At 74.9% G+C, this 24,635-nt stretch carries 18 protein-coding genes; 13 read left to right on the plus strand and 5 right to left on the minus strand.

Annotation, left to right across the window (positions count from 1 at the left end):
* The first annotated feature begins 25 nt into the window (after window positions 1-25).
* Both C4U44_RS33715 and C4U44_RS33720 read left to right on the plus strand, forming a co-directional pair.
* Window positions 26-949, plus strand: coding sequence for a hypothetical protein (locus C4U44_RS33715; RefSeq protein WP_407642930.1), 924 nt, complete (start codon window positions 26-28; stop codon window positions 947-949).
* Between the two features lie 113 nt (window positions 950-1,062).
* The gene (locus C4U44_RS33720) at window positions 1,063-5,835 is read left to right on the plus strand and encodes a hypothetical protein (RefSeq protein WP_103889893.1); all 4,773 of its coding nucleotides are present in this window, start codon (window positions 1,063-1,065) and stop codon (window positions 5,833-5,835) included.
* A gap of 50 nt (window positions 5,836-5,885) precedes the next feature.
* Here the strand turns inward: C4U44_RS33720 and C4U44_RS33725 are convergent, their stop codons facing one another.
* Complete coding sequence (locus tag C4U44_RS33725; RefSeq protein ID WP_200823498.1) at window positions 5,886-6,293, minus strand: hypothetical protein; 408 nt, start codon at window positions 6,291-6,293, stop codon at window positions 5,886-5,888.
* Window positions 6,294-6,503: 210 nt separating this feature from the next.
* Here C4U44_RS33725 and C4U44_RS33730 point away from each other — a divergent pair, with 210 nt between their 5' ends.
* From C4U44_RS33730 to C4U44_RS33745, 4 genes are all read left to right on the plus strand, one after another.
* Entirely contained in the window at window positions 6,504-9,143 is a 2,640-nt protein-coding gene (locus C4U44_RS33730; RefSeq protein WP_103889894.1) for a sensor histidine kinase, read from the plus strand.
* Window positions 9,140-9,562 carry a roadblock/LC7 domain-containing protein gene (locus C4U44_RS33735; protein ID WP_103889895.1) on the plus strand — a complete coding sequence of 141 codons (423 nt, stop codon included), beginning with the start codon at window positions 9,140-9,142 and terminating at the stop codon, window positions 9,560-9,562. The genes C4U44_RS33730 and C4U44_RS33735 overlap by 4 nt, the downstream gene beginning before the upstream one ends.
* 33 nt (window positions 9,563-9,595) lie before the next feature.
* On the plus strand, window positions 9,596-10,015 hold the full coding sequence (locus C4U44_RS33740) for a DUF742 domain-containing protein (protein ID WP_103889896.1): 420 nt from the start codon (window positions 9,596-9,598) through the stop codon (window positions 10,013-10,015).
* A 137-nt stretch (window positions 10,016-10,152) separates the two neighbouring features.
* Window positions 10,153-10,755 carry a GTP-binding protein gene (locus C4U44_RS33745; protein WP_103889897.1) on the plus strand — a complete coding sequence of 201 codons (603 nt, stop codon included), beginning with the start codon at window positions 10,153-10,155 and terminating at the stop codon, window positions 10,753-10,755.
* 144 nt (window positions 10,756-10,899) lie between these two features.
* Here C4U44_RS33745 and C4U44_RS33750 read toward each other — a convergent pair whose 3' ends face one another.
* Window positions 10,900-11,274, minus strand: coding sequence for a DUF962 domain-containing protein (locus C4U44_RS33750; protein ID WP_103889898.1), 375 nt, complete (start codon window positions 11,272-11,274; stop codon window positions 10,900-10,902).
* A gap of 259 nt (window positions 11,275-11,533) precedes the next feature.
* On the opposite strand from C4U44_RS33750, the gene C4U44_RS33755 reads away from it, so the two are divergent.
* The 5 genes from C4U44_RS33755 (at window position 11,534) to C4U44_RS33775 (ending at window position 16,299) form a co-directional block, all read left to right on the plus strand.
* On the plus strand, window positions 11,534-12,346 hold the full coding sequence (locus C4U44_RS33755) for an NUDIX hydrolase (protein WP_103889924.1): 813 nt from the start codon (window positions 11,534-11,536) through the stop codon (window positions 12,344-12,346).
* Entirely contained in the window at window positions 12,343-13,440 is a 1,098-nt protein-coding gene (locus C4U44_RS33760) for a protein kinase family protein (protein ID WP_200823499.1), read from the plus strand. Before C4U44_RS33755 ends, C4U44_RS33760 begins: the two co-directional genes overlap by 4 nt.
* Before the next feature lie 55 nt (window positions 13,441-13,495).
* On the plus strand, window positions 13,496-14,416 hold the full coding sequence (locus C4U44_RS33765) for a hypothetical protein (RefSeq protein WP_103889899.1): 921 nt from the start codon (window positions 13,496-13,498) through the stop codon (window positions 14,414-14,416).
* Window positions 14,417-14,508: 92 nt separating this feature from the next.
* Window positions 14,509-15,759, plus strand: a complete 1,251-nt coding sequence (locus tag C4U44_RS33770) for an adenylosuccinate synthetase (RefSeq protein ID WP_103889900.1) — start codon at window positions 14,509-14,511, stop codon at window positions 15,757-15,759.
* A 9-nt stretch (window positions 15,760-15,768) separates the two neighbouring features.
* Window positions 15,769-16,299, plus strand: a complete 531-nt coding sequence (locus C4U44_RS33775; protein ID WP_103889901.1) for an NUDIX domain-containing protein — start codon at window positions 15,769-15,771, stop codon at window positions 16,297-16,299.
* Here C4U44_RS33775 and C4U44_RS33780 read toward each other — a convergent pair.
* Window positions 16,266-18,584 carry a glycoside hydrolase family 31 protein gene (locus tag C4U44_RS33780; RefSeq protein WP_235032559.1) on the minus strand — a complete coding sequence of 773 codons (2,319 nt, stop codon included), beginning with the start codon at window positions 18,582-18,584 and terminating at the stop codon, window positions 16,266-16,268. The genes C4U44_RS33775 and C4U44_RS33780 overlap by 34 nt on opposite strands.
* Before the next feature lie 375 nt (window positions 18,585-18,959).
* Between C4U44_RS33780 and C4U44_RS33785 the strand changes: the two genes are divergently transcribed.
* Window positions 18,960-20,987, plus strand: a complete 2,028-nt coding sequence (locus C4U44_RS33785) for an acetoacetate--CoA ligase (protein ID WP_103889903.1) — start codon at window positions 18,960-18,962, stop codon at window positions 20,985-20,987.
* Window positions 20,988-21,106: 119 nt separating this feature from the next.
* Window positions 21,107-22,114: a hypothetical protein gene (locus C4U44_RS33790; protein ID WP_235032548.1), complete on the plus strand. Its 1,008-nt coding sequence runs from the start codon at window positions 21,107-21,109 to the stop codon at window positions 22,112-22,114.
* A gap of 110 nt (window positions 22,115-22,224) precedes the next feature.
* Here C4U44_RS33790 and ptsP read toward each other — a convergent pair whose 3' ends face one another.
* Complete coding sequence (ptsP, locus tag C4U44_RS33795; protein WP_103889905.1) at window positions 22,225-23,895, minus strand: phosphoenolpyruvate--protein phosphotransferase; 1,671 nt, start codon at window positions 23,893-23,895, stop codon at window positions 22,225-22,227.
* A gap of 4 nt (window positions 23,896-23,899) precedes the next feature.
* A complete protein-coding gene (locus tag C4U44_RS33800; protein ID WP_103889906.1) occupies window positions 23,900-24,349 on the minus strand; it encodes a PTS sugar transporter subunit IIA in 450 nt (149 codons plus the stop codon).
* Window positions 24,350-24,635 lie beyond the last annotated feature (286 nt).

Below are 24,635 nucleotides of genomic sequence, written 5' to 3' on the forward strand. Positions count from 1 at the left end.
GGCCCGACCGCGTACCCATGTACCGATGTACCCATTTCCCCGACCACCCAGAGGAACGAGCGACGTGATCACCGACCGGCAGGACGCGCGGGAACCCGGTGAGGCGGAGGCCCCGCCGCCCCCCATCGTGCCCGCTGACGTCGCCGACGCCGCCCGCCTGGTGGGCTTCGGGTTGCAGCCCAAGCTGGTCCCGGCCCGGGACACGGAGTACGCCGAGCTGGTCCGCCGGCACCGCGAGGACCCGGCGTTCGCGCGGCTCGCGGACGCCGTCGCCGCCGGGCTCGGCCTGATCGTGCTGGAGGTGTCGCAACGGGCGGGCATGGCCGTGGCCGCCGCGGAGGACTCGGTGTTCGCGGTCCGGATGGGCGACTACGCCCGCCGTGCCGCCTCCGACGCGGGCGACCGCTTCCTGCACGGCCTGGCCCACCTCGCCGCCGCGGCCCTCGCCTTCCCCCGCCCGGAGGACCTGGCCGACGACGGCTACATCGGCCGGATCACCGTGCACGGCGTGGACGCCTTCGTCCGGCAGGCATGCCGGCGACTGGAGGAGCGCGCGGAGGAGAGCGGCGAGAACACCGACCCGGCCAGCGACGCCCCCGGCCTGGAGGCGGCCTGGCGGGTCTACACCCGGCGCAGTGCCACCGGCGCCACCAAGGACGCCCGGCGGCTCGCGAGTTCGACCACCGGCATCATCGGCAAGGCCGTCGCCTTCCTCGTCGACTCCGGCTTCCTGCAGCGCACCGGCGACGAGTCCGGCGGCACCTACCGCACCACCGCCCGCTACCAGCTCCAGGTCCGGGACATGGCCGGCAGCGCCGCCATGGCCGAACTCCTCGACCTGGGCGTCGTACCGGTCGGCGACGGCACCGCCACCCTCGTCCCCGCCGCCGACGGGGAGGCCGCGGACCTCGCCGCGGGTGCCGGCCTGCCCTTCCACACCGGCACCTGACCCCGATTCCCGCCAGCCCGCACCTCCCGCGGCCGGCCCTCCCGGGCCCGCCCCCTCCCCGCAACCGCCGCAGCCCACCAGCCAGCCAGCCCCTGAGGACGAAAGCCCCCCGCATGTACGAGCTCTCCCGACTGCGCCTCTACTCCATCGGGCCGGCCGGCGCGCGCTACGCCGACACCGTGCTGGACCTGCGCGGAGTCGGCGAGCCCGTGCCGCAGCCCGCCCCCGCCCAGGGCGACTTCTTCGCCGACGAGCCGACCGGGCCGCCCCGCCGGCCCGCCCCGGCCGGCGTGCTCTTCCTGGAGAACGGCGGCGGCAAGTCCGTCCTGCTCAAGCTGATCTTCTCGGTGATGCTGCCTGGCCACCGCAACACCCTGGGCGGCGCCAGCTCCGGCGTGCTGCGCAAGTTCCTGCTCGCCGAGGACTGCGGGCACGTCGCCCTGGAGTGGCAGCACACCCTCACCGGCGAGCTCGTCGTGGTCGGCAAGGTCAGCGAGTGGCGCGGCCGTCAGGTCTCCTCCGACCCCCGCAAGTTCTCCGAGGCGTGGTACTCCTTCCGCCCGGGCCCCGGGCTCGGCCTGGACTCGCTGCCGGTCGCCGAGGCGACGTCCGTACGGCCGCCGGCCGAGGGCACCTCCGGCGCCCGCGGCCGCCGCCGCACGATGAAGGGCTTCCGCGACGCCCTCACCGAGGCGAGCAAGACGTACCCGCACCTGGAGGTCGTCTGGGAGGAGATCCACGACCGCTGGAACGAACACCTGGGCGACATCGGCCTCGACCCCGAACTCTTCCGCTACCAGCGGGAGATGAACGCCGACGAGGGCGAGGCCGCCGGCCTGTTCGCGGTCAAGAAGGACTCCGACTTCACCGACCTGCTGCTGCGCGCGGTCACCGACACCCGTGACACCGACGGCCTCGCCGACCTCGTGCACGGCTTCGCCGGCAAGCTCGGTCGCCGGGCCGAACTCACCGCGGAGCGCGACTTCACCGCCGGGTCGCTCGACCTGCTGGACCGGATCGTCGACGCCTCCGCCGTCCGCGACCAGGCCCGCGGCGTGCACGCCCAGTCCGAGCGGCGCGCCCGCGTCCTCACCCGGCGGCTGACCGCCCGCGCCCGCCAGGAGCGGGAGCGGGCCGCCGACCTCGCCCAGGACATGGCGGGCGCCGCGCACACCGTCACCGACACCGAGCAGGCCCGGGCCGGCAGCGCCCGGATCGCCGCCGAACTCGCCTACCGCCACGCCTCGCTGGCCCTGGCCGCCGCCGAGAAGGGGGCCGCCGCGCTGCGCCGCGAGCTCACCGACGCGCGCACGCTGCACTCCGCCTGGCAGACCGCCGAGACCGTCCTGCGGCACCGCGCGGCAGGAGACCGGCTGGCCAGGGTGACCGAGGCGATCCGTGCCGCCGAGCGCGACGCCGCGCCCGCGCTCGCCGCCCGTACCCTGGCCGCCACCGAACTGGTGCGCGCGCTGCACGGCGCCGCCGCCCGCGCCGAACGCCAGGCCGACGACGAGGAGGAGCGGTCCGCGACGCTCCAGAGCCTCGCCGAGAGCGCCCACCGCGACGCGACCGCCGCGGCCACCGAAGCGCAGCGCGCCCGCAGCGAGAACGGCCACCTCGGGCAGCGCCTCACCGAGGTCGAGCAGGAGACCGCCGAGGCGGTGCGCGCCGGCTGGCTCGACGACACCGCGCCCGACGCCGATCCGGCCCGCGCCGCGCTGGCCGCCGCCGACGCCGAGCGCGCCGCCGAGGCGCTGGCCCGGGCCGCCGCCGACACCGCCTCCACCGCCGGCGACCGGGCCCGCGAGGCCGCCGGCGCCGAGGCCCGCGCCGAACTCGCCGCCGCCCGCGCCGCCGACGCGCTCACCGCCGCCACCACCGCGCACCGCGCTGCGCTCGCCGCCACCACGCCCCTGACCACCGACCCGCGCGCGCTCGCCCTGCTCGGCCTGGGCGAGGCGTCCTCCAGCGTCTCCGGGGCCCCTTCTTCCTCCCTGCCCGGGACCTCAGCCGACGCGGGAGCGGCCGATGGGGATACGGCCGCCGGAGGTCCGGGCGGCTCGGCCTCCGGCGGGTCCGACGGCGCGGCATCTCCCGGCGCCGATCCCACGGGCCGGACCGTGGAGTCCGCGGACCCGGACGGCTCTGCCACGGTCACGGGCCTGCGCGAAGGGCCGCTGGACGCCGCGGAGTTGGACCGCTTCGCCGAGCCGCTGCGGGAGATGGTCGAGGAGGGTGTGGCCGCCGCCGAACGGCAGATGTTCGAGCTGCGTACCGCCGCCGCGGACGACGCCCGGATCCTGGGCGCGCTCGGCGACGGCGGCCTGCTGCCGCCGGGCCCCGACGTCCTGGCCACCGTGGAATACCTCGCCGAGCACGGCATCCCCGCCCTGCCCGGGTGGCGCTACCTCGCCCAGGCCGTCGCCCCGGCCGACCACTCCGCCGTGCTGGCGGCCCGCCCGGAGCTGGTCGACGGCGTCGTGGTGACCGACCCCGACTCCTACGCGCGCGCACGCGAGGCGCTGGCCCAGGCCGCGTTGCTGCCCAGGTCCACCGTGGCCGTGGGCACCGCCGCCGCGCTCCTCGCCCCGACGCCCCCGGCCGACCATGCCTCCGACGTGTTCCTGGTCCCGCCGAACCCGGCGATGCACGACGAGATGGCCGCCGACGGCGAACGCCGTGAGCTGCGCGGGCGCGCCGCCGCCCGCGAGGAGGAGATCCGGGTGCTCGCCGCCCGGCTGGCCCACGACCGCACCCTCGCCGCCCGGCTCGCGTCGTGGCGGGCGTCCTGCCCGCCCGGACATCTCGCGGAACTCGCCGCGGAGGTCGGCGCCGCGCAGGACGCCGCCCAGCGGGCCCGGGCGGAGCTCGCCGCGGCGCGGGAGGAGCGCGCGGAGGCCGACGCGGCCGCCGCCGAGGCCGGTGCGGACAACGACTCCCGGCGGTCGGCCGCCGAGCAGGCCCGCCGCCGGGCCGACGTACTCGCCGGGCTCGCCCACCGGCTGCGCGAGCGGGCCAACTGGCAGCGCCGGGCCCGCGAACTGGCCGCCGACGCGTCCGAGGCGGAGGCCCGCGCGGAGACCTGCCTCGACCGCGCCCGGGCCGCCGACGAGGACCGCAGGGCCGCGCAGCGCGCCTCCGACGACGCCCGCCGCACCGCCAGGGTGCTGCGGGCGGAGCGCGCCGAGATCGCCGGCGCCCCCGACGACGGTCCCGAGCCGGACGCGCACGAACCGTCCGCCTCCTCGCTGCCCGCGCTGCGGGAGGCGTACCGCGCGGCCTCCCAGGTCTACGAGCAGGTGGGCGTCGGCGCCGACCTGCGCGCCGAACAGGCGCGCGCGGAGAGCACCGAGAACGCCGCCCTCGCCGAACTCGAGCGCCTCAGCAACAAGGTGCGCAGCCGCGCCGCCCAGCTCCTCGAAGGACCCGACGGCTCCGACGGACCCTCGCGGCAGGCCGCGGCCGGCCGGGCCGAGCAGCTCGTGCAGACCCTGGAGTCACGCCAGTCCACCGCCAGCGAGCAGTTGGGCCGGCTGCGGGCCGAGACCGAGCGCCTCGCGCCCGCCGAGGGAGACGCCCACGCGACGCTGCCCGACTCCCTCACCCCGCGCGACGCCGACCACGCCCAGCAGCTGCTGCGCGCCGCGAACGCCGAACTCGCCACCCACACCGAGGAACTGGACCAGGCCCGGGCCGCGCACGCCGACGTGGTGCGCTCCCACCGCGCCGCCGAGGACGCCGTCGGCGGATTCGACGACACCGCAGGGCTCCTGCGCGACCTGCTGCGCGACGGCCCGCAGGCCCCGGCGGACGACGAGGAGCCCGAGCCGTACCCCGGCGGCCTGGAGGAGGCGCGGCAGGCCGCCGCCGAGGCCCGCCGCAGCCTGCGCGGCTGCGCGGCCGACCTGTCCGCGGCCGACACGCACCTGCGGGACGCCTGCGACGTCCTGGTGCGGCACGCCAACGCGGTCCGCTACGAGCAGGTCCGCACACCGGCGCGCCAGCAGATCCGTGAGCTGCCCGCCGCCGCGCTGCCCGAGCACGCCGCCTCCTGGGCCGCCGCGTTCGCCCCCCGCCTGCGCGTCCTGACCGACGAGCTGGACCAGTTGGAGCGCAACCGCGACAGCATCGTGGACCGGCTTCGCGGCCTGGTGGAGTCCTCGCTGGCCACCCTGCGCTCGGCGCAGCGGCTGTCCCGGCTGCCGGAGGGGCTCGGCGAGTGGTCGGGCCAGGAGTTCCTGCGCATCCGCTTCGACGACCCCGACCACGCGGTGCTCACCGACCGCCTCGGCGAGGTCATCGACGAGGCCACCCGCGCCGCCGTACGGAAGAACTCCGACCTGCGCCGCGACGGCATGACGCTGCTGCTGCGCGGGGTCGGCGCCGCACTCGAACCGCGCGGGATCGCCGTGGAGATCCTCAAGCCGGACGCCGTGCTGCGCGCCGAGCGGGTGCCGGTCGGCCAGATGGGAGACGTCTTCTCCGGCGGTCAGCTGCTGACCGCGGCCATCGCGCTGTACTGCACCATGGCCGCCCTGCGCAGCAACGACCGCGGCCGGGACCGGCAGCGGCACGCGGGCACCCTCTTCCTGGACAACCCCATCGGTCGCGCCAACGCGACCTACCTGCTGGAGCTCCAGCGGGCCGTGGCGGACGCGCTCGGCGTCCAACTGCTCTACACCACCGGCCTGTTCGACACGACCGCGCTCGCGGAGTTCCCCCTGGTGGTGCGGTTGCGCAACGACGCGGACCTGCGGGCGGGACTGAAGTACATCAGCGTGGAGGAGCACCTGCGGCCCGGCCTGCCGGTCCCCGACCCGCGCGGCGAGCAGGTGCACGGCGAGATCACCGCCACCCGGATGTTCCGCCGCCCCGCGGAGGCCTGAGGCAGGGGGTACCCGCGGGCGGCAGCAGGACGTTCACCGGCTGTACACCCTCACGCGCCGTGTGCCCGGGGCACGTCACCCCGCATCCGCCGGTCGCGTATCCGCGCCTGGCCGCCCGTGTCGCCCTCGCCCCGCCCGGTGGCCCGCGCCGCCCGGCGGGCGCGGCGGCGCTCCCGCCGCAGGGCCCGCGCCGCGCTGCTCGGGCTGGACACCACCCCGTTGCGCTGGTTCCAGACCTGGCGGGTGACCCACACGTCGAGTACCGCCCAGCTCGCGGCGACACTGGTGAGCACGCTGGCGAGGGTCATCGGCGCGCTCAGCCAGGACTGCCCGGCCGCCAGCACCACCGTGGCCACCGCCTCCGTGAGGGCGACCGCGGATATCAGGGCCGCGCGCACCGCCGCGGTACGCACCGGATCGGGCATCCGCGGGGTCGGTACGGGCTGTTCCTCCCACATGGTTCGACGCTCGAACTCCATAAGGGGTCCCTGCCCCGAATCGTCCGCGTGCATTCCGGCGCGGTCCGCGACCTGCCCGGGCGGCGCTTTCCGGCCAGACGCCCTCAACGCCAAGGCCGACTTTCGAGTTACCACTGTCACAGGAGTAGGCTCACGCCGTTTGCACGCCACAGACCGATCCCCGTTTCGGGGCGATACGTTGGGGAGGCCATGCGCTTTCGCGGTACGACGATCCGCCGGAAGATCGTGGCGCTGCTGCTGATCCCGCTGGTGTCCCTCACCGTCATCTGGGTCTTTGCCGCAACGATCACGAGCCGCGCGGTGTTCGGTCGCCCCGACGCCCAGCGAATAGCGAACAACGTGGTCTATCCCCTGGAAGACGCGTTGGGCGGCATCCAGCAGGAGCGTAAGGCGGCTCTCCTCTACATCGCCAACACCCGCGACTCCCAGGCGAGGATCGCCTACGAGAAGCAGCAACAGGCAACGGATTCGGCCATTGGCCGGCTGCGCACCCAAATCAGCGGCGCCCACATGCGCAGCGACCTCAACAGCCAGGCGCGCGGCTACCTCGACGACTTCTACAGCGCCGTGGGCGGCCTGTCCGCGCTGCGGCAGCGGGTCGACAACCAGCGGATCACCCGCGAGGACACCTACGCCGGCTACAACTCCTTCCAGGCGCCCGCCTTCTCGCTGTGCGACAGCCTGTACCTGGTCGACAACGCGGACCTCGACTCGCAGCGCGCCGGAGTGATCGGCCTGGTCCGCGCCGAGGAGCAGATCACCCGCGAGGACGCCCTGATGGGCGCCGCGATCAGTACCGGCCACATGAGCCGCCAGGAGTTGAACGCCTTCGTCTCCGCGGTCGCCCTGGAACGCGGCTACTACGACGACAGCGAGCCGCTGCTGACGAGTGCGTACCGCGCCGAACTCGACGAATACTGGCAGAGCCCGGGCGGCAAGGCACTGCGTTCCGCCCAGGACGCAGTGACCGCCGCGTCCCCGGCCGACGCGCCGATCGTGGCCGCGCACCAGTCCTGGCCCACGGTGGCCGGCACCGCCGAGACCGATCTCGACAAGCTCGACACCAAGGTGGTCGGGAACTTCACCGACCGTGCCGCACCGGTGCCCACCTCCCTCGTGGTGGAGGCGGCGCTGGCGGGCGGCCTCGGCCTGATCGCGGTGGTCGCCTCGCTGTTCGTGTCGGTCCGGGTCGGCCGCGGCCTGATCCGCGACCTGACCGGGCTGCGCCGCGAGGCGCAGGAGCTGTCCGGCACCCGACTGCCGCGCGTCATGCGCCGGTTGGCCTCCGGCGAGCAGGTCGACATCGAGACCGAGGTGCCGCGGTTGCAGTACGCGGACGACGAGATGGGCCAGGTCGGCCAGGCCCTCAACACGCTCCAGCGCGCGGCGGTCGAGGCGACGGTCCGGCAGGCCGACATGCGCAAGGGCGTCTCGGACGTCTTCGTGAACCTCGCCCGCCGCAGCCAGGTCCTGCTGCACCGCCAACTCACGCTGCTGGACGCGATGGAGCGGCGCACCGAACAGCCGGAGGAGCTCTCCGACCTGTTCCGCCTGGACCACATGACCACCCGTATGCGGCGGCACGCCGAGGGCCTGGTCATCCTCTCCGGCGCGGCCCCTTCGCGGCAGTGGCGCAAGCCCGTGCAGCTCATGGACGTGGTCCGGGCGGCCGTCGCCGAGGTCGAGGACTACGAGCGGGTCGAGGTGCGCCGCCTGCCGCGGCTGGCCGTGGCCGGCGCCGCGGTCGCCGACCTCACCCACCTGCTCGCCGAACTCATCGAGAACGCCGCGGTGTTCTCGCCCCCGCACACCCCGGTGCGGCTGCACGGCGAGTACGTCGCCAACGGCTTCGTGCTGGAGATCGACGACCGCGGCCTGGGCCTGACCCCGGACGCCCTGCTGGAGGCGAACCTGCGGCTCGCCGAGACCCCCGAGTTCGAGCTGTCCGACACCGACCGGCTCGGCCTGTTCGTGGTCAGCCGGCTCGCGCAACGGCACAGCGTGCGCGTCTCGTTGCGGCAGTCCCCGTACGGCGGCACGACCGCCGTGGTGCTGGTACCGGCGGCGCTGCTCACCGAGACCGACGAGGACACCGGCTCGACCCGCCTGGAGGTCCCCGCGGAGGAGCCGAAGCCGGCCGACGGCGACCCCGAGCACACCTTCCGCCAGTGGGGCCTGGACGGTATCGGCGGCGAGCAGCACAAGGAGCACGCCGCCCATGCGGAGGAGCCCGCGCCGGCGCCGGCTCCCGCCGCGGCACCCGAGCCGGCCGGCCCCGGCGGGCTGCCGCGCCGCCGCCGCACCACACCGGTCCTGGTCTCCGACCGCGGCCGTCCGGTCGGCGAGCGGCCGCAGCGCGGCACCCGCGAGGAGCCGGCCCAGGCCGAGCCGGTCAGGACCGAACCTGCCGAGGCCACCGACGAACCGCCCGGCGCCCGGCCGGAGGACCTGCCCGCGGCGAACCCTCCCGCCGCGACGGCCCCGAAGCCTGCCGCGGCCGCTGCGCCCGCGCCGGCCGCACCTGCACCGGAACGGGACCGGCCCACCGGCTCCGTCCCCGACCCCGCTACCGGCACCGCCCTTCCGCGCCGGGTCCGGCAGGCCAACCTGGCACCGCAGTTGCGGGTGGAACCGCCGCCGGCCGCCCGCGAGGCGGAGACCGGCGGACGGGAGCGCTCCGCGGACGAGGTGCGCGACCGGATGGCCTCGCTCCAGCGGGGCTGGCAGCGCGGACGAGCCGTCGACCCGGACGCGGATCCGGACCCCGGCGCCGATGACGACACTTCGACACCAGTAACGCGAACGACACCTGAGGAGTACGGCCGATGACGGCACCATCCAGCCCGACACGTGAGCTGAGCTGGCTCCTTGACGATCTGGTCGCCCGTGTGGCCAGCATCCGCAAGGCCCTGGTGCTCTCCGGGGACGGCCTCTCGATCGGCGCCTCCGACGGGCTCACCCGTGAGGACTCCGAGCACCTCGCGGCCGTCGCCTCCGGCTTCCACAGCCTGGCCAAGGGCGTGGGCCGGCACTTCGAGGCCGGCCGGGTCCGGCAGACCATCGTGGAACTCGACGAGGCGTTCCTCTTCGTCACGGCCGCCGGCGACGGCAGTTGCCTCGCGGTGCTCGCCGACGCGGACTCCGACGTCGGCCAGGTCGCGTACGAGATGGCCCTGCTGGTCAAGCGGGTGGGCGCGCATCTCAGCAGCGCGCCGCGGCACGGCGGCGGTACCGCCCTCAGCGGCTGACCGCGAGGCGTTGAATCTACGGGGTGACAGGTCATGAGTGCTGAGTCGTCGGGAAACTCCGACCCCTCGGAGTCGGAGCGGTGGTACGACGACGCGGCCGGTCCGGTGGTCCGTCCCTACGCGATGACGCGGGGCCGCACCAGCCATGGCGCCGACACGAAGATCGACCTGATCGCCCTGGTGATCGCCGAGCGGGCCCCCGGGGACGGGGACCCGCTCGACGACCACACGCTGTCGCCGGAACACCTCGACATCATCGAGCGGTGCCAGTACCAGGCCATCTCCGTGGCCGAGTTGGCGGCCGACCTCGACCTTCCGGTGGGCGTGGTCCGCGTGCTGGTCGGCGATCTGGTCGAGGGCGCGCATGTGCGCCTCCACAAGCCGGTGCCCCCGGCCGAGTTGCCCGACGTGAGCATCCTGCGCGAGGTGATCAATGGCCTGCGCGCCCTGTAGCACCTGCCCGCGTCCGGGTCCGCGCAGGGCCGCCTGCGCCGGGGCCGTGGCAAGTAACGTATGCAGCAATCGAGTTGTGAGTTCGTCGCCCGCGGACGTCCCGTCGCCCGCCCCGGTAGGGAAGTAGAGAAGAGACCATGGCCGTCGCGCGCACCGAACTCCGTCCCGAGCTGTCCGCCAAGGAGCCGGTGGCGCTCAAGCTGCTGGTGGCGGGCGGGTTCGGCGCGGGCAAGACCACGCTGGTCGGCGCGGTCAGCGAGATCCGTCCGCTGCGCACCGAGGAGTCGCTGAGCGAGGCCGGCCGCCCGGTGGACAGCACTGTCGGGGTCGAGGGCAAGCGGACCACCACGGTCGCCATGGACTTCGGGCGGATCACGCTGCGCGAGAACCTGGTGCTCTATCTGTTCGGCACGCCCGGGCAGGACCGCTTCTGGTTCCTGTGGGACGAGTTGGCGCAGGGCGCGCTGGGCGCGGTGGTCCTCGCCGACACCCGCCGGCTGGCCGACTGCTTCGCGGCCGTGGACTACTTCGAGCAGCGCGGTATCCCCTTCGCGGTGGCCGTCAACTGCTTCGAGGGCGCCGAACTCCACGACCCGCAGCACGTCCGCGAGGCGCTGGACATCGACTCGGGCGTCCCGGTGGTGCTGTGCGACGCGCGGGAGCGCGACTCGGCGAAGAACGTGCTGATCAGCGTGGTCGAGCACGCCGCGAAGGTGGCGGCGGGGCGGCGCACCGTCTAGCACGGTGACCCGGGGCGGCCCGAGCCGCCCGCCCGCCGTCACCGACCGGCCGCCGCCTGCGCGGCGCCGCCGTTCGCGCCGCGGGCGAACCCGGCGGGCCCTCGGACCGGGCGGCGCCCGGGCGGACACCCTGTCCCAGGGGTGCTACACGTCCTCGGCCGCCGCGTCCTGACTCCCGTTGTCCGCACGCCACTTCGCCGCGGTCTCGGCAAGTTCGGCGTCCCGTCCCGCGAGCATCGTGGTGATCATCTTGACGTCGCCGCGCAGTGACCACGCCGGGTGGCCGAAGGTCGCCGGGTTGTTCTTCTCGATCAGGAAGTGCGCGGGCCACGCGGTCCCGTAGCCGATCAGCGGGAGCGCGGCGGCGTACCGCGCGCGCCCGCGGGCCAGGCCGTAGCCGGTGACCGCGAGCCCGGTCAGCGTGCCCGCCAGGTGCACCCAGCGGGTGGCCGCTTTGGAGTGCATCGCCACGTAGTAGGGCCAGAACTCCTCGAAGGAGTCAAAGGTCTGCTTCGCCATTACCGCACAGTAGCGCCGGGCCTGGACCGTGTCAGCCGTCCGTGCTAGGTTCTTCTCAGATCGAGAAGTACTCAGATTGAGAAGAACGGGGACCGGTCCCGCGCCGCGCGTGGGCGCGGTCGAGCACCGGGGGATCGACGAGGGGGCCGTCGTGGACGCAGCGCAGCCGGACCGGGGCGACCGCGAGGTCGCGGGCGCGGGGGACGCGCAGGAGGAGCGGGAGTTCCTCGCGGGCTATGACCCGCGCGCCTTCGACCCGATGGCCGTCACTGTCGACGTGGTGGTCCTGACGCTGCGTCAGGGTCGGTTGCACGTCCTCGCGGTGGAGCGCGGCGGGCCGCCGTTCGCCGGCGCATGGGCCCTGCCGGGCGGGTTCGTGCGTGCCGGGCGGGAGTCGCTCGACGCCGCCGCGGCCCGCGAACTCGCCGAGGAGACCGGCCTGGACGCGGCGGCACTGGGCCGGGTGCACCTCGAACAGCTCGGCTCGTACGGCCGCCCCGACCGCGACCCGCGCATGCATGTCGTCTCCGTCGCCTACCTCGCCTTCGCGCCCGGCCTGCCCGACGCGCGGCCGGGCGGGGACGCGGCGGGCGCCGCCTGGCTCCCGGTCGAGGCGGTCGCGGGAGCCTGGCAACCAGAAACGGCAGCTCCGCGTCCCTTCGAGCAGGGTCGGCGGACCGGAACCCACGGGGGTGGTACCGGCCGCCGGCCCCTTCCTTCGGTGCCCGGCGAGGCCGTCCTCGCCTTCGACCACGCCCGCATCCTCGCCGACGCCCTGGAGCGGGCCCGCGGGAAGATCGAGTACACCCCGCTGGCGACCGCGTTCCTCGCCGAGACCTTCACCATCACCGAGTTGCGCGCGGTCTACGAGACGGTCTGGGGCGCTCCGCTGCACGCCGGCAACTTTCACCGCAAGGTGCTGTCCGTGCCCGGTTTCGTGGAGTCCACCGGGCAGACCGACGCCCGGCCCGGCAGCCGTGGCGGCCCCCGGGCCCGGCTCTACCGCGCCGGCGACGCGAGGCTGCTGCACCCGGCGCTCCTGCGCCCGGACCGGGAGGCGGACATACGATGACCGCCGCCCACCCGGCCACCCCCTCCGTCCCGCGCCCCGACGTCCAGGCCCCGGATGTCCCGCGCAACGTCCCGCGCCCGGATGTCCCGCGCACCTTCGACGAGGCCCTGGCGCTCCTCGGCCCGGAACCCGCCTTCCCCGCCTTTCCCGCCGACCCGGTCCTGGCTGCGCGCCGATTCCGGCTACTGGCCCGGCTGTTGCACCCCGACACCGCGCCCCCCGGCCGCGCCGCGCAGGCCGCCGGCGCCTTCGCCCGGCTCAGCGCCGCATGGCGCGAGCACGACCGCGAGGTCCTCACCAGCCCCCGGCACCGCTACGTCCTCGGCCCGGTCCTGGCCACCGGCGACCTCACCGACCTGCGCGCCGCACGTTACGACGACGACGGCGACGTCCGTACCGCCGTCCTGAAGATCCCCCGGCAGCCGCGCGACAACGACCTCGCGGAGCACGAGGCCGACGTCCTGACCCGCCTCGACACCGTCGCCGAGACCCGTCACCGCGCCTACGCGCCCACCCTCGTGGAGAGCTTCCGGCACCGCACGGGCGACGGCAAGGAGCGCAGGATCAACGTGCTCGCGCCGCTCACCGGCTTCCACACCCTGGCCGCCGTGGCCGCCGCGCACCCGAGCGGACTCGACCCGCGCGACGCCGCCTGGATGTGGCGCCGGCTGCTGACGGCCCTCGGCTGGGTCCACCGCGCCGGCCTCGTGCACGGCGCGGTCTTCCCCGAACACGTCCTCATCCACCCCGGCCTGCACGGCGTGGTGCTGGTCGACTGGTGCTACGCCACCGCCGTCGGCACCGACGTCCCCGTGCTCATCCACCACCACGCCGCCGACTACCCGCCCGAGGCGAGGCGGCACGAACCCGCCGGCCCGGCCACCGACATCCACCTCGCCTCGCTCTGCGTGCGCCGCCTGCTCGGCGCCCGCGCGCCCGGCCCGCTGCGCGCGTTCCTGCGCGGCTGCACCCTGCCGGGCCCGAACTCCCGCCCGCAGGACGCCTGGTGGCTGCTGGCCGAACTCGACGACCTGCTCGACCGGCTGTACGGGCCGCGCACCTTCCGCCCGTTCGCCATGCCGCCGGCCGGCTAGGGCCTGCCGTTCGACACGGCGGCAGCACTCCACACCACCACCAAGGGGGAACACCATGGGGAGCGGAAGCTGGTCCACCAACGTCTACGACGCCGCCGAGCGCTACCGTTCGGCCCGCGGCGCCGGCGCCTTCGCCTACAGCGACCGCGTCAGGTACAGCTCGCCGCGGTCGACGTGGACCGCGCACCCCTCGCTCGACCCGCGCGGCCTCAGCACGCGTGAGAGCCGCGACTCCGCCGAGCACCCCACCTCGCTCGCCATCTCCGTCCTCTTCGACGTCACCGGCTCCATGGGCGCCGTCCCGCGCGTCCTGCAGACCAAGCTCCCCGAGCTGTTCGGCCTGCTGCTGCGCAAGGGCTACACCGAGCACCCGCAGATCCTCTTCGGCGGCGTGGGCGACGCCACCTGCGACCGCGTCCCGCTCCAGCTCGGTCAGTTCGAGTCCGACAACCGCATGGACGAGCAACTCGGCAACATCCTCCTCGAAGGCGGGGGCGGCGGCCAGATGACCGAGTCCTACGAACTCGCCCTCTACGCGATGGCCCGGCACACCTCCCTCGACTGCCACGAGAAGCGCGGCCGGCGCGGCTACCTCTTCCTCATCGGCGACGAGATGCCCTACGGCAAGGTGAAGGCCCGCGAGGTCCGTGCCGTCCTCGGCGACCACCTGCAGGAGGACATCCCGCTGCCGGTGATCCTCGCCGAACTCCGGCGCAGGTTCCACGTCTTCTACATCCTCCCGGCCGGCGCCTCGCACGCCGGGAACTCCGACGTCCTCACCCTCTGGCGCCGCCTGCTGGGCCAGAACGTCATCGAGCTCGACGACCTCGACGCGGTCTGCGAGACCATCGCGCTCACCGTCGGCCTGGGTGAGGAGGCCATCGACCTCGCCGCGGGTCTCGCCGACCTCGCCGAGGTGGGCTCCACGGCGGCCTCCTCGGTGGAGCGGGCGCTGACCCCGCTGACCCGCCGCTGACCCGGGGCCGCCGACCCGTCACCCACCCGCCGGTGACCCTCCGGCAGGCCCGTGTCCCGCCCCCCGCCTCGCCCAACCACCAGGAGCCGCACATGCACACCACGGTCGTGGACCTCGGCTACGGCGACGCGGGGAAGGGAGCGGTGGTCGCGCGGCTCAGCCGGGAACCCGACGTCGCCGCCGTCGTCCGGTTCAACGGCGGGCCGCAGGCCGCCCACAATGTGGTGACTCCCGACGGACGCCACCACACCTTCGCGCAATTCGGCTCCGGCACCCTCCACGGCACCCCGACCCACCTGTCCCGCTTCATGTCCGTCGACCCGCTCGCCCTGGCGGCGGAGGCCGACCACCTCCGCGCCCTGGGCGTCCCGTCCCCCTACGACCTGCTCACCGTCGATCGCACGGCGCGGCTCGTCACCCCCTACCACGCCGCCGCCAACCGGCTGCGGGAGCAGGCCCGCGGGAACGGGCGGCACGGCTCGTGCGGCATGGGCGTGGGGGAAACCGCCCGATACGCCCTCGCTCACCCGGACGACGCACCGACCGCCGGCGACTGCGCCTCCCGGCCCCGCCTGCTGCGCCTGCTGCGGCTGCTGCGGGACCGCTTCAGCGACGAACTCGGGCCGCTGGACGCCCCGCCGGTCGAGGCGTGCGTGACCGCGTTCGCGGCGTTCGCCCGCGCGGTCACCCTCACCGACGGCGCGTACCTGCACCGGCTGGCCCGCGGCGGCCGGCTCGTCCTCGAAGGCGCGCAAGGGGTCCTGCTCGACGAGTGGCACGGCTTCCACCCGTACACCACCTGGTCGACCACCACCTTCGCGAACGCCGAGACGCTGCTGGCGGAGGCCGGCGTGCCGGACCGGCCGCGGCGGCTGGGCGTGGTGCGCACCTACACCGTCCGGCACGGGCCGGGACCGCACGTCACGCAGGACACGGAACTGGCCGCCGCGTTGCCCGAACCGCACAACGGCCCCGGCCGCTGGCAAGGCGCCTTCCGCATCGGGCACTTCGACGCGGTCGCGCACGCCTACGCCGTCGAGGTGTGCGGGGGAGTGGACGCCCTGGCCGTCACCCACCTCGACGCCCCGCAGCGCTGCCCGGGGCTGCGGATCTGCCACGGCTACGCGGTCGAGGGCCGGTTGGTGGAACGGCTGCCGGTCGGGCCGCCCGGCGATCTGGAGCGGCAGGCCGCGCTCACCCGCCGACTGCTCGGCGCCCGGCCCGCGGTGTGGTCCACCCCGCAGCACTGGCCGTCAGCGATCAGCGCGTTGCTCGGCGCGCCCGTGGTGGTGGAGTCGCACGGCCCCGCCCAGCAGATGCTCACCGGTGCCGCGGTCGGATAGGGTCCGCGGGTGGCCACCGACGCGCACTGCTCGACCTGCGGAACCCCCTACCCCGACACCGGGGCGTGGCCCCGCACCTGCCCCAACTGCGGCCACACCGCCTACCGCAACCCGCTGCCGGTCGCGGTGTGCCTGCTGCCCGTCCACGACGCCGACGGCACCGCACTGGTCGTCATCCGCCGCAGCATCCCCCCGGCGCGGGGACGGCTCGCCCTGCCCGGCGGCTTCATCGACTTCGGCGAGACCTGGGAGCAGGCCATCGTCAGGGAACTGGCGGAGGAGACCGGCATCGCCGCCGAGGCAGGGGACGTGGTGCTCGCCGACGCCATGACCGACACCGAGGGCGGCTACCTCCTGCTGTTCGGCCTGCTCCCGCCCCGCCCGGCTGCCGAACTGCCTCCCTCCGCCCCGACCGACGAGACCGAGGGCCACCAACTCCTGCACGTACCAGAGGAGTTGGGCTTTCCGTTGCACACCCTCGCGATGCGCCGCTGGTTCGACGGCGGCTACGCCTCCGCCGCGCGCACGCGCACCTCGTAGCCGACCTCGCCGCCGCCCTCCCGCTCCACCACGACCCGGCCCTTCTCCCAGCGCGACACGAACCGCTCCCGGCGCGGCGCCGTCCAGCCCTCCGGGTCCCCGACGACGACCTCGCCGCCCCCGCCCCGCCCGGTGCGCGGCGCCCACGCCTCCAGTTCCACGCGGCCGTCGGCCCCGGTCACCGGCAGCACCGCGCCGGCCCTGGCCAGCACCGGGATCCGGCCCAGCGGCGCGTCCAACCGCACCGTGGTACGCCCCGGGTAGGCCCTGCCGGTGGCCGTGTCGTGCCACTTCCCCCGCGGCAGCCGCACCTGCCGGCTCGTGGCGCCCTCCTCCAGGACCGGCGCCACCAGCAGCGCGTCCCCGAGCAGGAACGCGTCGGCGCACTCCCGCAGCGCCCGGTCACCCGGCGACTTCCACCACAGCGGCCGCACGTACGGGGCGCCGGTGCGATGCGCGACATGCGCCAGCGTCTCCAGGTACGGCAGCAGCCGCATCCGCTCCTCCAGGGCCGCCCGCGCGTGCCCCAGCACCTCCGGCCCGAACTCCCACGGCTCACGCCGCCCCGCGCCGATCGCCGAGTGGGTACGGAACAGCGGCAGGTACGCGCCGAGTTGGAACCACCGCAGGTACAACTCCGGCGACGGCACGCCGCTGAAACCGCCCACGTCGGGACCGGAGTACGGCACCCCGCACAGTCCCATCCCCAGCACCAGCGCCAGCGACGCCCGCAGCCCCTCCCACCCGGTCGCCACGTCGCCCGACCACGTGCCGCCGTACCGCTGCATCCCCGCCCAGCCCGAGCGGGAGAACAGGAACGGCCGCTGCTGCGGGCGCAGTTCGCGCAGACCCTGGTAGCCGGCCCGGGCCATCTCCAGCGCGTACACGTTGTGCGCCTCGCGGTGGTCACCGCCGCGGCCCTCCAGCGCGTGCCGGGCCGACAGGGGCAGCGTCGGATCGCCGAACGCCGCGAAGGACACCGGCTCGTTCATGTCGTGCCAGAACCCGGCGAAGCCCCTGTCCAGCCGTTCCCGGTACTGCGCGCCCCACCAGGCGCGCGCCGCGGGGTCGGTGAAGTCGGGGAAGACGCACTCGCCCGGCCACACCGCCCCCCGTATCTCCCGTCCCCTCGCGTCCCGCACGAACGCCCGCGCCGCCGCACCGCCGTCGTAGGTCGCCAGGCCCGGCTCCGCCTTCACCGCCGGGTCCACGATCGACACCAGCCGCACCCCGTGTCCCGCCAACTCCTCGGCCAGGCCCGGCAGATCGGGGAAGGTCCGCGGGTCCGCGGTGAACACCCGATGCCCGTCGAAGTGGTCGATGTCCAGGTGCAGCACCGACAGCGGCAGCCCGTGCTCCCGGTAGCCGGCCGCGACCCGCCGCACTTCCTGCTGGCTGCCGAAGCCCCACCGCGAGTGATGGTGGCCCAGGGCCCACCGCGGCGGCAGCGCCGGCCGGCCGGTCAGCGCCGTCCACCCCGACAGCACCCGCGCCGGGGTCCCGGCGATCACCCAGTAGCGCAGCGGGCCGCCCTCCATCCGCAGCCGGCAGATCCCCGGCTGGTCGGGGCCGGACCCGGCGCCCTCACGGCCCTCCCACAGCGCGACCTCGCCGTCCCAGGTGTTGTCCTGGAAGGCCAGGTGGCAGCCCGCGTCCGCGACGACGAGCTGCACGGGCATCGTGAGGGACAGCGGATCGTCGCCCGGCCGGAAAGCCCCGCCCGGGTCGGTGTTCCACAGCCGGTACCGGCCGGTGCGCAGCGCCGGCCCTGAGGCGCGCCCGCCCAGCCCGAACACCCGCGCGTCGGCCGGCAGCCGCGCCCGCTGCTCCCAGCCGGGCGCCCGGCCCTCCGCCGGCGACGCCGCGTCCCGCCACGTCGGCGGGCCCTCCGTCCGCAGCAGCAGCCCGCCGGGGGTGCGGAACTCCACCGCCCCCTGCGCCGAGATTCGTACCGTGATCCGCTCCGACACCACCCGCCAGCCCGCGCCGTCCGGCTCCAGCTGCGCGCGGGGGTCCGCCTCCGGGCAGTCGCCGGCCAGCGCGTACGACGGCAGCGGCACCGCCCCGTCCCAGCCGCAGAACACCGCCCCGCCGGCCGCCACCCGCACCCGCAACTCCGCCCGGGAGAACCGCACCACGCCCCCGCCCGGCTCCGGCTCCGCCCCCACCACGAGCCCGGGCGTGCGCGCCCGGTCCGGCCCCGCCGCCGGCAGGTCCCGGGCGTCCACCGACCGCCGGCGCACCGCCGTGCGCACCGCGAGGCGCCCCCGCGCCGAGCCCAGCATCCGCGCCGCCCGCACCAGATCGGCGCTGCCCGCCCGCTGCCGTCGCAGCGCCGCCCGGAGGTCCCGCACCCCGCCGACGACCTCCCCCACCACCGCGCCCAGCAGATACGCACCGTCCATGCCCCCACCCTCCCATCGGCCCGAACACCCGCGCCGCTCGTTCAGCCGCTGTTCACCTTGACGATCATGCCCGGCCGCGGTCCCGCAGCCACCGCCGCGTGCCGCCGTACGATGCGACCCGCCCCACACCGCGCGCCCCGCCCTGGCGTCGAAGACGATCACATGGCATCGTCCTGCCCAGTCCCCGGGCGACGGACGCCCGTCCCGGGTACCGAGCCGCCGACGCAACGACGCGTACCGTCCGGGAGCCGCCCCATGAGCACCACCTCCGTGCCCGCCGCCAGCACGCCCGAGCCGCTGTGGACTCCGAGCCCCGACCGGGTCGCGGAGGCACGGCTGACCCGTTTCCACGACTGGGCCGCGCAGCGTCACGGCACGCCCGCCCGCGCCGGCGCCGACCCCGCGGCCGACTACGCGGCCCTGCACGCCTGGTCCGTGCGCGCTCCGGAGGCGTTCTGGCGCGCGATCACCGAGTGGTTCGACGTCCGCTTCTCCACCCCCGCCGAGACGGTGCTCGCGGACGCCGCGATGCCCGGCGCCCGCTGGTTCCCCGGCGCCCGGCTGAACTACGCCGAGCACGCCCTGCGCTCCGCCCGCGATCCCGAGCGTGCACGCGAGCCCGCGCTCCTTCACGTCGACGAGCGCCACGAACCGGTCACCGTCAGCTGGGCCGAACTCAGCCGCCAGGTCGCCTCGCTCGCCGCCGAACTGCGCCGCCTCGGCGTCACCCCCGGCGACCGCGTCAGCGGATACCTGCCCAACACCGCGCACGCCGTCGTCGCCCTGCTCGCCACCGCGGCGGTCGGCGGTGTGTGGACCTCGTGCGCCCCCGACTTCGGCGCCCGCAGCGTTCTGGACCGCTTCCAACAGGTCGAGCCCGTCGTGCTGTTCGCGGTCGACGGCTACCGCTACGGCGGCAAGACCCACGAGCGCGCCGGAACCGTCGCCGAACTGCGGGCCGGACTGCCCACCCTGCGCGCCACCGTGCACATCCCGCTGCTCGGCACCGACGCGCCCGAAGGCACCCTGCACTGGGACACCTTGACGTCCGCGGACACCGAACCCGAGTACGAGCAGGTGGAGTTCGACCACCCGCTGTGGGTGCTCTACTCCTCCGGCACGACCGGGCTGCCGAAGGCCATCGTCCAGTCCCAGGGCGGCATCCTGCTCGAACACCTCAAGCAGACCGGCCTCCACCTCGACCTCGGCCCCGGCGACCGGTTCTTCTGGTACACCTCCACCGGCTGGATGATGTGGAACTTCCTCGTCTCCGGCCTCCTGGCGGGCGCCACGATCGTGCTCTACGACGGCGCCCCCGGCCACCCCGACACCGCGGCCCAGTGGCGGGTCGCCGAGCAGACCGGCACCACCGTCTTCGGCACGTCCGCCGCCTATGTCATCGCCTGCCGCAAGGCGGGCGTCCACCCCGGCCGCGACTTCGACCTCTCGGCGGTCGGATGCGTGGCCACCACCGGATCACCGCTGCCTCCCGACGGGTTCCGCTGGCTGCACGACGAGGTCGCCGCCGACCTGTGGATCGCCTCGGTCAGCGGCGGCACCGACGTGTGCAGCTGCTTCGCCGGCGGCGTGCCGACGCTGCCCGTCCACATCGGCGAACTCCAGGCACCCTGCCTGGGAACGGACTTGCAGGCATGGGACGCCCAAGGCCGCCCGGTGGTCGACGAGGTGGGGGAGCTGGTCGTCACCAACCCGATGCCCTCGATGCCGATCCGGTTCTGGAACGACCCGGGCGACACCCGCTACCGCGAGAGCTACTTCGAGATGTTCCCCGGCGTGTGGCGGCACGGCGACTGGATCACCCTCACCTCGCGCGGCACCGTCGTCATCCACGGCCGCTCGGACTCCACCCTGAACCGCCAGGGCGTCCGGATGGGCTCCTCCGACATCTACGAGGTCGTCGAACGCCTCCCGGAGATCGCCGAGTCCCTCGTCATCGGCGTCGAACAGCCCGACGGCGGCTACTGGATGCCGCTCTTCGTCCGCCTCGCCGCCGGCGCCACCCTCGACGACGCGCTGCGCGACCGCATCCGCACCGCGATCCGCGCCCACCTCTCCCCGCGCCACGTCCCCGACGAGGTGATCGAGGTCCCCGGGGTGCCCCACACCCTCACCGGCAAGCGCATCGAGGTCCCGGTCAAGCGGCTGCTCCAGGGCACCGCGCTCGACAAGGCCGTCAACCCGGGCTCCGTGGACGACCTGGAGGTGCTGCGCTTCTACGAGCGGCTCGCCGCGGAACGCGCCGGCGGCGGCAGCCCGTCATAGCCCCGGCGCCGCCGCGCGAGGCGGCGTTGTCAGAGGGTCCGACTACGGTGAGTAATCAAGAGCGGGCGATGCCGCATCCGGCGCCGCCCGCACGCACCGTACCGACCCCAGGAGCTTCCATGCCCCCCACCGCCGACGACACCGGCCGACCCGAGCAGGACCACGCCCGCACCCGCAGCGGCGACCGATCGCGCCCCCGCACCGGACCCGACCGTCCTGACCAGCAAGCCACCACCGGTAGCCCCTCACGCACCGGCCGCAGGAGGCGTCCGGCAGGACGCACCCGACATCGCCGGGCGCTGCGCCGGGAAGCCCCCACCGTCATCGCCATGCTCCTCGACGAGGGCGACTTCACCGCCATGACCCGCCACCCGAGCTTCCCCTTCGACGACTACGGACAGTACCTGCACCACCTCGACGGACTCCTCCGCAGCCTGCACGCCCAGGGCACCCACGTCACCGTCACCCACTTCGACCCCGACGATTACGCCAGCTACTGCCGCGGCACCCGCCGACCGCCCGACACCCCCACCACCCGCACCCATTACGTCGCCGAGGCCACCACCACCGGACCCGGCGTCCACTACGCCCGCCAGCCCGTCGCCGAACTCCGCGCCCTGCTCACCCGCGAGGTCGACCGCCGCACCGTCTGGGAGCGCGCCACCGACATCCTCATGGACTCCGGTCCCTGCCCCGACTGCGGCCAGGACCTCGCCCACTGCGCCTTCGACGACGCCTCCGACACCCTGCTGCGTCTCCTCGAAGCCGTCGGTCCCGGCGCGCACCACGTCGTGTGCAGCCTCCCGGCCGACGACGGCCCGCCCCTCGCCGCCGCCCTCCACGCCCACACCTCACCCGACGGCGACCTCCACTTCTCCGAGGCCGACGCCCTCGTCCTGGGCACGGTCCTCGCCGCCGCCATGGTCACCGACCGCACCGCGGGAATCGTCGTCCGCACCCTCGACCCCGACGGCGACACCGTCCGCGGCTGGGAACTCCACGGCGGCGAAACGCACCCCCTCAGCGAAGCCGCCGTCTTCGACGCCTACTGCACCGACCCCATCACCGGCACCCCCATCCCCCCGGAACCCGGCGTCCACTACGCCCCCGGCATCCCGCTCCCCTGAAGCGCCCCCGGCCGCACGGCGGGTTCCGGCTCCGGCATGCGCTCGGCCGGCCCGCGCCGGCGGAAGGCATGGCACCTTCCGCCGGGCTCGGGCCGGCCGAGCGGGTCCGGCTACTCGCCGGAGAGCACCCCCTGCGCGGCCCCCCGGGCCGCCTCCGCACTGTCCGTCGCCCGGGCCGCCGCCGCGGCCCGCTCGCACTGCGCCAGCGTGTACTTCCCCAACGTCGCCCGCACGTAAGGGATCGACGCCGCCCCCATCGAAAGGCTGGTCACCCCCAAACCCGTCAGCACGCACGCCAGCAGCGGATCGGCCGCGGCCTCACCGCACACCCCGCAGCTCTTCCCCTCCGCGCGCGCCGCCTCGGCCGCCGATGCGACCAGGTCGAGCAGCGCCGGCTGCCACGGGTCCTGCCACCGCGCCACGGCTCCCACCTGCCGGTCCGCCGCGAAGGTGTACTGCGCGAGATCGTTCGTCCCCAGCGAGAGGAACTCCACCTCCTTCAGCACCGACCGCGCCCGCAGCGCCGCCGAGGGGATCTCGACCATCGCGCCGAACTTCGCCGGCAGCCCCGCCGCACGGCACGCGTCCGCGAACGCCTTGGCGTCCTGCCGGTCCGCCACCATCGGGGCCATCACCTCCAGGTGCACCGGAAGCCCCTCCGCGGCCCGGGCCAGGGCCCGCAACTGCGTGCGCAGGACGTCGGGGTGATCGAGCAGGGACCGCAGCCCCCGGACACCGAGCGCGGGGTTCGGCTCGTCCGCGGGGGTCAGGAAGTCCAGCGGCTTGTCCGCGCCCGCGTCCAGGACCCGCACCACCACCCGCCCCTCGGGGAACGCCTCCAGCACCTGCCGGTACGCCGCGACCTGCTTGTCCTCCGACGGAGCCACCGCGGAGTCGTCCAGGAACAGGAACTCGGTGCGGAACAGCCCCACGCCCTCCGCACCCGCCTCCACGGCAGCCGCCACATCACCGGGCCCGCCGACGTTCGCCAGCAACGGCACCCGATGACCGTCCGAGGTCGCCCCGGGCCCGGACGACGCCGCCAGCGCGGCCTTCCGCTCCGCGGCCGCGGCCGTCAGGGCGGCCCGCTTTTCCCCGCTCGGCTCGACGAACACCTCCCCGGTGCTCCCGTCCACCGCGACCACGGTGCCCTCGGCCAGCTCACACGCGCCGGCCAGCGCCACCACCGCCGGCACCCCCAGTGCCCGGGCCAGAATCGCGCTGTGGCTGGTCGGCCCGCCCTCCTCGGTCACGAAACCCAGCACCAGCGAGGGGTCCAGCAACGCCGTGTCCGCCGGCGCGAGATCCCGCGCGATCAGCACGTACGGCTCGTCGCTGTCCGGAACCCCCGGCATCGGCACGCCCAGCAGCCGCGCCACGATCCGGTTCCGCACGTCGTCCAGGTCCGCCACCCGGCCCGCGAGGTACTCACCCGCGCCCGCCAGCAGCGCCCGGTAGGACGCGAACGCGTCGTACGCCGCCCGCTCCGCGGTGCTCCCCACCGCGACCCGCCGTTCGATGTCGGCCATCAACTCCGGGTCCTGCGCCATCATCGCCTGGGCCTCGAGCACGGCCTGCGCCTCGCCGCCGGCGAGCTGCCCGCGCGCGTTGAGATCGGCGGCGACCGCCTCGACCGCCTGCCGGGCCCGCCCCTGTTCCCGGGACGCGTCCTCGGCCCTGGTCTGCTTCGCCGGCGGCTCCAGCACCGTGGTGCCCATGTGCCGTACCTCGCCGATCGCCACCCCGTGGCTGACGCCGACGCCTCGCAGCGTTGTCTCCATCTCACTACTTCCAGTTGAAGAGGGTGTCGCCGGCCGCGACCTCACCATCCTGCGCCACCTCGCCGAGTGCGTCGGCGGTGGCCTCCAGGGCGATCACCGGGCAGATCGGGGACTTGCCGCCGGCCTCCACCGCCGCCGGGTCCCACCCCACGACCGGCTGCCCACGGCGAACCGTGTCGCCCTTGGCGACGAGCAGTTCGAAGCCCTCCCCGTTGAGCTGCACGGTGTCGATACCCAGGTGTGTCAGCACCCCGTGGCCTTCGTCGTCCACCACGACGAAGGCGTGCGGGTGCAGTGAGACGATGACGCCGTCCACCGGCGACACCACCTCACCGGGGGCGCGCACCGGATCCACGGCGGTACCGGGACCGACCATCGCACCGGAGAACACAGGGTCGGGTACGGCGTCGAGCGGGATGGCCCGACCGGCCAGGGGCGACGAGACGGTCGTCATGGGAAGCACTCCTCAGCGCGGTGATCAGGGCGCCGTCACTGCCTGTCACCGGACGGTTGACGGCTACAGCAGAGTAAGTCATGCCAAGTACGGATTCCTCCCTCCAGGGCGCGCCTCGCGGTTCCTCCGGGTCCCCACCGGGCGGCCGCCCCCGATTTGCTCCGCGCGGAGGCATCCAGTAGGTTGGCCCGACCGCCTCGACGAGACCTGCGGAAACGTGTGTTTCGAAAAGGGGTTGGTAATTCCGACCGGAAAGCATCTGCTAAGGTTGGAACACAACGAAGGG

This window comes from Actinacidiphila yanglinensis (genome assembly GCF_900107965.1).
GTDB classification, from domain to species: domain Bacteria; phylum Actinomycetota; class Actinomycetes; order Streptomycetales; family Streptomycetaceae; genus Actinacidiphila; species Actinacidiphila yanglinensis.